This is a genomic window from Herbaspirillum sp. Her4 (assembly GCF_057961335.1).
The window spans coordinates 4,363,188-4,375,393 of record NZ_CM176330.1; the positions used below are offsets into that span (position 1 = coordinate 4,363,188).

The 12,206-nt window shown below is 64.7% G+C and carries 8 protein-coding genes; 4 read left to right on the forward strand and 4 right to left on the reverse strand.

Annotated elements, in window-relative coordinates; translation table 11 throughout:
* Window positions 1-26: 26 nt before the first annotated feature.
* Together lolD and ACWFUC_RS19785 are read right to left on the reverse strand one after the other, a co-directional pair.
* The gene (lolD, locus tag ACWFUC_RS19780) at window positions 27-743 is read right to left on the reverse strand and encodes a lipoprotein-releasing ABC transporter ATP-binding protein LolD (RefSeq protein ID WP_039785536.1); all 717 of its coding nucleotides are present in this window, start codon (window positions 741-743) and stop codon (window positions 27-29) included.
* The gene (locus ACWFUC_RS19785; RefSeq protein ID WP_489623087.1) at window positions 736-2,001 is read right to left on the reverse strand and encodes a lipoprotein-releasing ABC transporter permease subunit; all 1,266 of its coding nucleotides are present in this window, start codon (window positions 1,999-2,001) and stop codon (window positions 736-738) included. Before ACWFUC_RS19785 ends, lolD begins: the two co-directional genes overlap by 8 nt.
* Window positions 2,002-2,330: 329 nt before the next feature.
* Here ACWFUC_RS19785 and ACWFUC_RS19790 point away from each other — a divergent pair, with 329 nt between their 5' ends.
* The 4 genes from ACWFUC_RS19790 to ACWFUC_RS19805 all read left to right on the forward strand — a co-directional run bounded on the left by ACWFUC_RS19790 (window position 2,331) and on the right by ACWFUC_RS19805 (window position 9,159).
* Window positions 2,331-4,454, forward strand: a complete 2,124-nt coding sequence (locus tag ACWFUC_RS19790) for an ATP-dependent helicase (RefSeq protein ID WP_489623088.1) — start codon at window positions 2,331-2,333, stop codon at window positions 4,452-4,454.
* Window positions 4,455-4,526: 72 nt separating this feature from the next.
* Window positions 4,527-5,558 (forward strand): hypothetical protein, encoded by a 1,032-nt coding sequence (locus ACWFUC_RS19795; RefSeq protein ID WP_204726570.1) that lies wholly within the window; start codon window positions 4,527-4,529, stop codon window positions 5,556-5,558.
* The gene (gene recJ, locus ACWFUC_RS19800) at window positions 5,555-7,249 is read left to right on the forward strand and encodes a single-stranded-DNA-specific exonuclease RecJ (RefSeq protein WP_121041691.1); all 1,695 of its coding nucleotides are present in this window, start codon (window positions 5,555-5,557) and stop codon (window positions 7,247-7,249) included. Before ACWFUC_RS19795 ends, recJ begins: the two co-directional genes overlap by 4 nt.
* A 224-nt stretch (window positions 7,250-7,473) precedes the next feature.
* A complete protein-coding gene (locus tag ACWFUC_RS19805) occupies window positions 7,474-9,159 on the forward strand; it encodes a diguanylate cyclase domain-containing protein (protein ID WP_489623089.1) in 1,686 nt (561 codons plus the stop codon).
* Here ACWFUC_RS19805 and ACWFUC_RS19810 read toward each other — a convergent pair.
* Both ACWFUC_RS19810 and ACWFUC_RS19815 read right to left on the reverse strand, forming a co-directional pair.
* Window positions 9,101-9,832: a hypothetical protein gene (locus ACWFUC_RS19810; RefSeq protein ID WP_489623090.1), complete on the reverse strand. Its 732-nt coding sequence runs from the start codon at window positions 9,830-9,832 to the stop codon at window positions 9,101-9,103. The genes ACWFUC_RS19805 and ACWFUC_RS19810 overlap by 59 nt on opposite strands.
* A gap of 257 nt (window positions 9,833-10,089) precedes the next feature.
* Window positions 10,090-12,045: a PhoX family protein gene (locus tag ACWFUC_RS19815; RefSeq protein WP_489623091.1), complete on the reverse strand. Its 1,956-nt coding sequence runs from the start codon at window positions 12,043-12,045 to the stop codon at window positions 10,090-10,092.
* Window positions 12,046-12,206 lie beyond the last annotated feature (161 nt).

A 12,206-nucleotide genomic window follows, 5' to 3' on the forward strand; every position in this document is an offset into this window, starting at 1 on the left:
AAAGGCGATAGCTTACCCGGAATGCATCAAGGCTGCTGACCGGCCACTTTCAGGCCCTGGTCGGACAAGCGCAATACGCGCGCGCAGCGGCCTGCCAGTTCGATGTCGTGGGTCACGATCACGAAGGCCGTGCCCAGCGTGCGCGAGAGTTCGATCATCAGTTCGAAGGTGCGATCGGCCGTGCTGCGGTCGAGATTGCCGGTCGGCTCATCGGCCAGCACGCAGGCCGGACGCGTCACCAGCGCGCGCGCCAGGGCCACCCGCTGGCGCTCGCCCCCGGAAAGCTCGCCCGGCACGTGCGTCACGCGCTGCGCCAGGCCGACCTTCTCCAGCATCTCGCGCGCCTGCTCCTGAGCCTCGGCCCGCTTGACGCGGCGAATCATCAGCGGCATGGCCACGTTGTCCAGCGCCGAGAATTCCGGCAGCAGATGGTGGAACTGGTAGACAAAGCCCAGCGACTGGTTGCGCAGCGTGCCGCGCTCGCTCTCGCCCAGGCTGGCGAAATCCTTGCCCAACAGGCTGACGGTGCCGGTGCTGGGCGTATCGAGCCCGCCCAGCAGGTGCAGCAAAGTCGACTTGCCGGAGCCCGAGGCACCGACGATGGCGACTTGTTCACCATGGTAGACGTCGATATCGACATTGCCCAATACCTTCACCGAATACTTGCCCTGAGTGAAGGTCTTGCCCAGGCCGCGCGACGACAGCACGGCCTGGCGATTCTTGATCGGATCGTTGTTATTCATAGCGCAGCGCCTCCGCCGGTTTGACACGAGCGGCTGCCCAGCTCGGATACAGGGTAGCCAGGAAGGCCAGCACCACGGCCAGACCGCCGATGGTATAGACGTCCGACCAGATCAGTTCGGATGGCAATTCAGAAATCACGTAGATGCTCTTGGGCAGGAACTGTACGTGGAAAGCCCGCTCGATGGCCGGTACCAGCACGTCGATATTGAGTGCCACCACCACTCCCAGGCCGACGCCGATGGCCGTACCGACCAGGCCGACCAGGGCCCCCTGAATCACAAAAATATTCATGATGGAGGCGGGAGAAGCCCCCAGCGTGCGCAGGATGGCGATGTCAGCCTGCTTGTCGGTGACCGTCATCACCAGCGTGGACACCAGGTTGAAGGCCGCCACCGCAATGATGAGCGCGAGGATGATGAACATCATGCGCTTTTCGGTCTTGACGGCCGCGAACCAGTTGCTGTTCTGCTGCGACCAGTCGCGCAGGTACAGGTCGCCGCTCAGGGTGCGCGCCAGCTGCTGGGTCACTTCCGGGGCCTGCAGCATGTCGCGGATGCGCAGGCGCACGCCGGTGGGGGCATCCATACGGAACAGGGTTTCGGCATCCTGCAGCTGGATGAAGGCCAGCGACGAATCGAATTCATAATGGCCGGCTTCGAAGATCCCGGTCACCGTGAATTGCTTCAGGCGCGGCAAGACCCCGGCCGGGGTCACCTGCCCTTGCGGCACGATCACCGTGACCTTGTCGCCCAGGCCCACGCGCATGCCGCGCGCCAGCTCACCGCCGATCACGATGTTGAATTCGCCGGGTTTCAGAGAATCGAAACTGCCCTGCTTGACCTGCTTGGCCACGTCCGAGACCTTGGGCTCTTCCTCGGGCAGCACGCCGCGCACCAGCACTCCGCGCAGGTTGTCGTCACGCGTCATCATGGCCTGGCCTGATACATAGGGCGCAGCGCCCAGCACCTCGGGGTTCTGGAAGGTCTGCTTGGCCACCGCCTGCCAGTCCTTCATGGAGCCGGAGGCATCGAAGACTTCGATGTGGGCCAGCACGGAAAGCATGCGGTCACGCACTTCCTTCTGGAAACCATTCATGACCGACAGCACCACGATCAGGGCAGCCACGCCCAGCGCGATGCCGGCCATGGAAATGAGGGAAATGAAGGAAATGAAACTGTTGCGGCCGCTGCGCTTGCCGGCCCGCGTGTAGCGGATGCCGACCAGCCATTCGAACGGCAGGTTTTTAATCAGACTCAAAATTGCTCCGGGAGAGGGCCTGCACAATGTGCTGCCAGTGGCCTCGCCTCCCGGTTCCGGGACGCAATCCTCTGGCCGCACGCCAACACGGGCGAAGACAAAGCGCGAAGTTTGCCACAGTTTGCAGTCATGGCCCATCCCTGGCCATCTGCTCCATACTCGCGCCGGACCCGTCGGTCGTCTGCCGTGAAGCCTGTAGATTCACTTCTACGGCAGAGGTTCGCGCCAAGATGTTTCATATAGTGGATGTGCCTGATGTTGCATCGGGGACTGGTTATATATACAGTATCTCCTTGCCCAGCCATCGCCGATATGAATTTCCCCGCACCATGCCACCCGAACTCGCCCAGGACGTCCCCGACACCAGCAGCCCGCCCACCGGCGAGCGCGACCCGTTTGCGCGCCTGAACGCACAGCAGCGCGAGGCGGTCGAGCATGGCAGCGCCTTGCCAGCAGCACAGCAGCCGCCGCTGCTCATCGTGGCCGGTGCCGGTTCGGGCAAGACCAATACCCTGGCGCACCGGGTGGCCAGGCTGATCCTCGACGGGGCCGACCCGCAACGCATCCTGCTGCTGACCTTCTCGCGCCGGGCGGCGGCCGACATGGGCCGGCGCGTGGGCCAGGTGATCCGCCAGGTGCTGGGGCTGGCGGCCACCGACAGCCCGCCGCAACTGCCCTGGTCAGGCACCTTCCACGCCATCGGCGCGCGGCTGTTGCGCGAGTACGCGGCCGTCATCGGCCTGGAAGAAGACTTCACCATCCAGGATCGCGGCGATTCCGAAGACCTGATCGGACTGCTGCGCCACGAGATGGGGCTGTCCTCTACCGACAAGCGTTTTCCGCTGAAGGGCACTTGCCTGTCGATTTATTCACGTGCGGTCAATACCCGGCAAGACCTGGGCACCGTGCTGCAGACACAATTCCCCTGGTGCCGGGAATGGGAGAGGCTGCTGGGCGAACTTTTTACCCGTTATGTCGAGGCCAAGGAAGCACAGCACGTGCTCGATTACGACGACCTGCTACTGTTCTGGGCCGACATGCTATCCGACCACGAGATTGCGCAATCGGTCGGGGCGCGCTTCGATCATGTGCTGGTGGATGAATACCAGGACACCAACCGCCTGCAAGCCGAGATCCTGCAACGAATGAAGCCCGATGGCGCCGGCGTGACCGCCGTGGGTGACGATGCCCAGTCCATCTATTCCTTCCGGGGCGCGACGGTGCGCAACATCCTCGATTTTCCCGAGCTGTTCACCCAGCCGGCGCGGCTGTTGACGCTGGAACAGAATTACCGCTCCACGCAGCCCATCCTGCAGGCCTCCAACGCCGTCATCGCCGATGCGCCGGAACGGCACGTCAAGCAGCTCTGGAGCGACAAGCCGTCCTCACAGAAGCCGCAACTGGTGGTCATCCCGGATGAGGCCGAACAGGCGCGCTGGGTCGCCAACCGCATCCTGGCGCATCGTGAAGAAGGGCTCACCCTGAAATCCCAGGCGGTGCTGTTTCGTACCGCCACCCACAGCGCGGCGTTGGAACTGGAGCTGGTCCGGCGCAACATCCCCTTCGTGAAGTTCGGCGGACTCAAATTCCTGGAAAGCACCCACATCAAGGACCTGCTCTCGCTGCTGCGCCTGGCGCACAATCCCAGCGGGCGCATGGCGGGCTTCCGGGCGCTGCAACTGATTCCCGGGGTCGGTCCCGCTACGGCCAGGAAGGTACTGGACCTCATGGCCGCCGCCAGCGACCCGGCCGATGCGCTGCTGAACTTCGGCGCACCCGCCAGTATCGCCCTGCAATGGCAGGCCTTTGCCGACACCTACGACCTGATGCGCCGCGCCAGTGCCAGCTGGCCGACCGACATCCAGGCCGCGCGCGACTGGTATCTGCCGCACCTGGAGCAGCGCTATGAAGACGCCGACGCCCGCGCTGCCGACATCGAGCAACTGACCGCGCTGGCCAATGGCTATGCCTCGCGCGAGAAATTCCTGACCGAACTGACGCTGGATCCGCCCGAAGCCAGCAGCGACTTCTCCGCTCCGCCCTACCGCGACGAGGATTACCTGACGCTCTCCACCATCCACTCCGCCAAGGGCCAGGAATGGCGCTCGGTCCACGTGCTCAATGTGGTCGATGGCTGCATCCCGTCGGACCTGGCCACCGGCAGCGAGGCCGAGATCGCCGAGGAGCGGCGCCTGCTGTACGTGGCCATGACGCGTGCGAAGGAGTATCTGCACCTGGTGGTGCCGCAGCGTTTCTACATCACCCAGCAGACCGCGCAGGGCGACCGCCACGTCAACGGCATCCGCAGCCGCTTCATCACGCCGCGCATGCTGCCCTTCTTCGAAGACAGCCTGTGGCTCTCGGCCGAGACCAATGGCGCGCGCACGCCCATGCCCGACAGCGTGCGCATGCTGGTGCGCCAGCGTGCAAAAAAGGCCTGGAACAATGGCTGACCCCGCTTTGAAGTGAAGCCTTGTTCAGGCAACCGGGGCCAAGCGGCGCGCCAGCCGCTAAAATAGCGCCCCATGAATCAACTCGACATCCTCATTCCCTTTGCCCTGCCCCCGGCTGAACTGGCGCGCGACCTGTTGCGGCAGAGCCAGGCACCGGCCCTGGCCATGCTGCTGGGCCGTGGCAAGGCTGCGCCACGCCTGGCGCATGACCCGTTTTCGCGCGCCCTGCCGCATGAGCACTGGCTGGCCCGGCGCTTCGGCCTGCCGCCCGCGCCCCAGGATTCCAGCCCCGCCGCCGCCAGCGCGCTGATGCAGCGCCTGGGTCACACGCCTGCGGCCGGTCACTGGTTCGTGCTGCATCCGGCCCACATCCACGTGGCGCGTGACCACCTGGTGCTGACCGACATCGGCCAGCTGCAGTTGGAAGAGGACGAATCGCGCCGCCTGTTTGCCGCCGCCCTGCCCCTGTTCACCGAGATCGGCCATGAGCTGGTCTATGGCGATGCCCGCACCTGGTTCATCCGGGCCGACGCCTGGGCCGGGCTGCGCACCTCCACGCCCTCGGCCGCGAGCGGGCGCAACGTCGACATCTGGATGCCGGAAGGACCGGGCGAACTGGCCTGGCGCAAGCTGCAGAACGAAGTGCAGATGCAGTGGTTTGCCGAGTCGCTCAATGAACAGCGCGAAATGCGCGGCCAGAAGGCCATCAATTCGATCTGGATCTGGGGTGGAGCCGATGCTGGCGTACGCGCCGACGCCACTTACGCCGCCCGCTTCGGCCTGCGCGGCTGGCTGCGCGCCTTCGGCGAAGAGCGCGCCGACGGTGGTGCGGCCCAAGTGGCCCAAGGCAGTGGCCATCGCCTGCTGGTACTGGATGCGCTGGCCGAAGCGGCACTGGCCGAGGAATGGGGCCTGTGGCTGCAGCATCTGGAACACCTGGACCGCGACTGGCTGGCGCCCTTGCTGGTGTCGCTCAAGGCCGGCAGCCTGGAATCGCTGAACCTGATCCTGACCGGCGCTGACCGCAGCCAGGAAGTGGCGGTCACGCGCGGCGCACTGCGCCGGTTCTGGCGTAAAGCTTCACTGGCGGGGCTGTCGGCATGATTCGCGTCACCACCCGTTCCTATGACATCTCCCAAGCCGAGCAACTGATCGCCGAAGGCGTGCATCCGGTGCTGGCGCGGGTCTACGCGGCGCGCGGGCTGTCCACTGCGCGCGAACTGGCCAGCGAGCTCAATGCCCTGATTGCGCCTTCCGGCTTGCTGCATATCGAGGCGGCCGCCATTTACCTGGCCGACGCCATCGCCGAGCGCAAGAAGCTGGTCATCGTCGCCGACTACGACTGCGACGGTGCTACCGCCTGTGCCGTCGGCCTGCGCGGCCTGCGCCTGCTGGGCGCGCAGGTGGACTACATCGTGCCCAACCGCTTCGAATACGGTTATGGCCTCACACCCGAGATCGTCGAACTGACCGTGCGCGAGAAGAATCCCGACATCATCGTCACCGTCGACAACGGCATCGCCAGCATCGACGGCGTGGCCGAAGCCAAGCGGCGCGGCATCGACGTCGTCGTGACCGACCACCACCTGCCGGGCGACGCCCTGCCGGACGCACGCGTGATCGTCAACCCCAACCAGCCGCAGTGCGGCTTCCCCAGCAAGAACCTGGCGGGCGTGGGGGTGATGTTCTACGTGCTGCTGGCCTTGCGCGCCGAGATGCGCAAGCGCGGCCTGTTCGATGCCCAGACCCAGCCGCGCCTGGACAGCCTGCTGGACCTGGTGGCCTTGGGCACGGTGGCCGACGTGGTCAAGCTCGATGCCAACAACCGCATCCTGGTGGCCCAAGGCTTGAAGCGCATGCGCAGCGGCAAGATGCATCCCGGCATCGCCGCCCTGTTCCGCGCCGCCGGCCGTGAAGCCCGCCGCGCCACCCCGTTCGACCTCGGCTTTGCCGTGGGCCCGCGCCTGAACGCAGCCGGCCGCCTGGCCGACATGTCGCTGGGCATCGAATGCCTCACTACCGATGACGAAGGCCGGGCCTGGGCCATCGCCCAGCAACTCGATGCCATCAACCGCGAACGGCGCGACATCGAGGCCGGCATGCAGGACACCGCCCTGCTGCTGCTGGACGATTTCAATCCGGCCGACCGCCGTACCATCGCCATCTTTGATCCCTCCTGGCACCAAGGCGTGATCGGCATCGTGGCCTCGCGCCTGAAAGACAAGTTCTACCGCCCCACGATCACCTTCGCGCCCGGCGATGAAGGTTTCATCAAGGGCTCGGGCCGCTCGATTGCCGGCTTCCACCTGCGCGACGCGCTGGACCTGGTATCCAAGCACGCGCCTTCGGTGATGACCAAGTTCGGCGGCCACGCCATGGCGGCCGGATTGACCATCCATGCCGACGCCTTCGATGCCTTCTCCCAGGCCTTTGAGGCGGTCGGCCGCGACTGGCTCACGCAGAACCAGCTGGAACGTGTCATCGAGACTGATGGTGAACTGGAGGACAGCTATTACTCGGTCGAATTCATCACCCTGATGGATCAGCAGGTCTGGGGCCAGGGCTTCGCCCCGCCGGTGTTCTGCGACCATTTCCGCGTACTCAGCCAGCGCATCCTGAAGGAAAAGCACCTCAAGCTGCAGCTGGAAAAGGGGGGCCGCAAGTACGATGCCATCTGGTTCGGCCATACCGATGCCCTGCCCGATCACGCCCAGGTTGCCTTCCGGCTCGATGCCAATGAGTACAACGGCAAAACCACGGTGCAGCTGATGGTGGAGCACGCTGAGCCGGCCTGATCGGACACAGCCGCTTCCTGCTGGAAAACTGACGGATCATCACACCCTTGTCTGGCCGCGAACCCGCGCCAGACAAGGATTGCGGCATGGAAACAAGCGTAAAAAAAGCCAACAATCGCAACGTTGCAGTGGCACAATGTTGGCTTGGAGCGACTTCCGAATCGATTTGAGGGAAGTGGACAACACGGGCGCTCCGAGGAATAACAACAACAGCAAACCCCTGAATGAAGCTCAAGCGCATCCATTGCAGCCTGGTGACTCGTCTCGTCCTCTTCGGCCTCCTGCTGATCGTGGGCAGCGCGCTCCTGCGCTATCACATCCTGATCGGCTTTCTCGAAAAGGAGCAGGCCCATGTCGCCGCCGACCAGCAAAGCACCATCGCCAGCTATCTGGCCGAAGACATCGGCTACCGCGTGCAGGAACGTGCGCGCTATCTGGAGCGCCTGGCGCAGCACATGCCCTCGCCGATGCTGGGCGACCGTACCGCCATCCGCGCCTGGCTGCAGGACCACCAGGAGCTGCAGCCGCTGTTTGCCCAGGGCCTGTTCGTGGCCGATGCCAATGGGCTCATCGTGGTCGACTACCCCACGCTCAATGGGCGCCGCGCGCTCTCCCTGACCCAGTACACTGATTTCGAAAGGGTGCTGCAAGGGGCGACCGTAATCTGCCCGCCCCTGGTCAGCCCGGCCAGCGGCAAACCCATCATCGCCATGCTCACCCCGCTGCGCAATGCCCAGGGCCAGATCGTCGGCGTACTGGGGGGGAGCACCGAACTCAATGCCCCGGGCTTCCTTGACCATCTGCAACGGGCCCGGCTGGGGCCGACCGGCAGCTTCCTGCTGATTTCACCGAGCCAGCGCTTGATCATCGCCTCCAGTGACGAAGCCCTGGTCTACAGCCAGTTGCCCCCGGTCGGCAAGGACCTGCTGATGGACCGTGCCCTGCAACAGGGTTTCCGCGGCAATGGCGTCGGCCTGGCCGCCAATGGCATCAATGAAATCAAGGCTTTCGCGTCGATCCCCGGTACCAGCTGGCTGGTGGCCGTGACGCTGCCGCTGGCCGACGCCCTGCCGACGGTGGAGCGTACACGCGCGCTGATCGGACGCGGCGGGCTGATCCAGGGAGCGATGGTGATCCTGCTGGTGACGCTGGCCTACTTGTGGTTCTTCCGTCCCCTGCGCCGCGCCGCCGCGCTGGCTGACCGCATGACGCGCGGCGAACTGCCCTTGTCGCCGCTGCCAGTGGAACGGCGCGATGAAGTCGGCCACCTGACCATGGCCTTCAACGGCTTGCTGTCGCGCCTCAAGCTGCACCAAGCGGAATTGCAGCACCAGGCGCATCACGATGTACTCACCGGCCTGCCCAACCGCATGATGCTGGCCGAACGCATGGAAGCCGCACTCACTCACGCCTGCCGCGAACGCAATGGGGTGGCGCTGCTGTTCCTCGACCTGGATGGCTTCAAGCCGATCAACGATACCCTCGGCCACAAGGCCGGTGACCAGGTGCTGCAGGAAGTCACGCGGCGGCTGCGCCAGGTGGCCCGCCACGGCGACACGCTGGCGCGTGTGGGCGGGGATGAATTCGTGCTGCTCATCACCGACCTCGGCCAGCCCTATGAAAACGGCGCGCAGGTACTGGCCGAAAAATGCATCCGGGTGGTCTCCGAACCACTGCACCTGGCGCAGGGCGAGTACCAGCTGGGCGTATCAGTGGGCATCGCCGTGTGTGATGGCAGCTGTGACGCCGACAGCCTGCTGCAGGCCGCTGACAAGGCCATGTATGCCGCCAAGGGCAATGGCCGCGGTTGCTACGTGATTGCACCGGCTTGGCCGGGAGTGCCAGGAGAACTCAGCGCACCGGGAGGAACTGCAGGAATGACCCGCCCAGCAGGTTCTGCACATAGCTGATGCCGGCGCGGCGATAGCGCTCGGTCATGAATTCGGCCATCAGGTCGAGACGGCCGACGATCTTGCCGAATTCCCGTTCAAAACTCAGGTTGCGTGCCTCGCTGCCGATCTCGTCGGACAGCAGCAGCGGCGCACCGGTGGCGTTCCTGCGGCTGGAGAGAATCCAGGCGGCGATTTCCACATTGCGCGCGGCATTGTAGAGATGCTGGGCGTCGAGCCCGTCGACCAGGAAGAATTCGATCTTGTTGCCATGCGCGACGATGATCATGTCGGCAGTGGCATCGATGAAAGCCGCGACCCGATCCCCCTTGAACTCCGGTGAGAGGGCCAGCGTCATGGCCTGGATGTCGCGCTTGCCCTGCAATTCGGGCCAGGCCTGGCGCTGCTCGATGGCTAGTTTGACTTTCTTCTCCGCCTCCTCGCGGGTGGCGGCGGTTTTCTTCCATTCGGCCGGGTTACGCCGATACAGCTTGGACATCAGCAGGTACAGGCTATCGAGATTGGCGCGCATGGCCAGCGTGGCCACACGGTTGCTGTCGGATTGCCCCATCTCGCGTGAACTGGCCTCGGCGCCCTTGACTTCGCCATGCGGCGCGGGGGGCGAGGCGCAGCCGCCCAACAGGGTGGCGCACAGCAAGGACAGGGGCAGAAGGGAGAACAGCTTTCTGGTCATCGGCGGGCGGGACGAAACGAGCGAAGGGCCTGTTCACACTTAATCTGCGACCTCTCCCGGAGGGTTGCCCCCAGAAGGCGCGCTGGCCGCGTTGCACGTCAGGGCTGGTGGCACCACCACCAGCCCTGACGCGCGCCTTGCCACCCCGCCTTCTGGGGGCAACGCATCTCGCAGATTAAGTGTGAACAGGCCCTAAGACTGATCCTAGCAGAATGCGTTCCGTCCGCCCCCTTCAGGCTGAAGCCTTTTGCTTCACATCAGGCCTTGCCGGTCTGCGGCAAACCGGTCAGGTAGCCCACGGTGGCACCGAAGCGGTCCTTGAAGTTGGCGCGCACCAGGGGATCGAGGGTGTCCTTGACCTTGTCGTGCAAGCCTTTCTCCCAATCGCCGGCGTGCTGGAAGTTGCTCATCACGTAGGTCCAGCCGTTGATCTCGTCCACCGCATGCAGGCCGGTCGATTCAGCGCCCGCCGGGCAGGACAGCACGCGGGTGAGCGCCTTGGTATCGACGTTGTAGGCCCACAGGAAGTTGTTGACGTGCATGCCGCTGTCTTCGCCGATGAACAAGGTACGCAGCTTTTCGGAGAACTTGATGTTGTCCGGATTGGCGATGTGTTCCTGGTCGGCCAGGTTGCCCAAGGCATCCGGGGTCTTCAGGTCCACGCCCACCAGGGCAGCCGGCGGAGCCATGTCGATGGCCACCCATTCACTGTCGATGGCATTGCCACCGGCATCGCGCTGACCACCGCGCAGGTTCAGGGCATACACGGCGCCGGCCTTGGGGCCTTCGACCTTGATGTGGCCGGAGCCATTGAGCATCGAGGTCTGCACATAGGACATGGCCGAATAGGCGATCTTGTCGCGGGCATTGACGGTGGTGCCTTCCATCTTGGTGAAGCCCAGGCTGCCACCGGCCAGTGCCGCGTAGCGGTGGGTTTCCAGGAAGGCGGCGGCCTTCTGCATGCCCGGCTTGACGCGCACCCAGTTGAACTTGCCATTGAACGGGATCTTGGAGAAGGAACCGTCAGCCGGATCAGTGGTGCGGATGTCCATGATGTCGGAGGACTTGTAGCGGTCCGCCATGGCCTTGATTTCGGCACTGGTGGCGCTGCCCAGGCGTACCCAGGACAGCTTGCCGGCACCCGGGCCAACGCCCGAGACCTGCTCCCAGCGCGCCACATAGAGCGTGCCCGCGGACAGGTCAGCGGCGCGGTCGGCGATGAACATGAACAGGCCGCCGTTGGTGGCATCGTCGCCCATCAGCACGGTACGCTGGTCCGGCATGACCTGTACCAGCTCGTGCGAGATGCGGCCCAGGCAATAGTGCTTCTTGATGGAACCGGTGCCGTCCGGGTTGACGGTCACTTCCGGCAGGTGGCCGTAGTGATAGGGATTGGCGCGGTTTTCGTCGCCATACAGGTTCTTGCTGAAGGCCTTGAATTGCGGATTGGAGGCGATGGCAGAGGCATCCGGTTCATATTCTTCCGACGACAGGTGCGTATTCCAGGGCGACAGGCTGGCACCGCAAGTGATCCACAGGCCGTTGACCTGGGAGGTATCAACATTGTGGTACTGCACCAGCGACAGCTTGCCCGACGAAGGATCCTGGTCCAGGGTCAGCACGGCGATGGGCGACGGCAGCTGGCCGTACATGGCCGCCTGCTTCTGGTCGCGCGTGGTGTATTCGAATTGCACCACGGCAAATACCGCATTGCCCTTCACGCCCGGCACCTTGGCACCGGCCACGGTCAGCAGCGAAGAGCCGTCCGGGCAGTCGGAATAGAACTGGCGCTCCTTGCCCGGCACCGAGCGGTCGATGATGGGCTGGTTGTTGATGTCCAGGTAGCCGCCGGCGAGGATGCTGCCGCCCTTGCCGTTCGGGACCATGTCGCCGGTCATGAAGAAAGGCTGATAGGCCAGCTTGTAGCTCTGCTTGCTGCCATCTGCAAAAGTCACTTCCAGGGCCGAGCCGACGGTGGTGGCGGCCATGGCGGCCGGGTTGTCCAGGGTCGGGGCCGGCATGCCGGTGAAACGCGCCGAAGCGAAGGGCTTGCCCGCACCCGGGGTGGCGCAGGCGGCCAGCAGGGCCGAGGCCGACAGGCCGCCCGCCAGCGGCAGCAGGGGCGCGGCGCCCAAGGCCTTGAGCAGGTTGCGGCGGCCGGCTTGCGGCTGGTCGGCGACGGCGGGAGTGGCGGTGGGGGCAGGCTGTCTCATCGAGGATTCTCCGGTGGTGGCTAGCAGATGTCGGGCAGCGGCGGACGCACCCGTCAGTATTTTGTCAGTCAAACAAGCGCGCCGATGGTAGCGACGGAAAATGACAGGCGCGTGACGGGGGTGAAACTGCCCTCCTCCTCTTGTATAATTCGAGGTTTGAT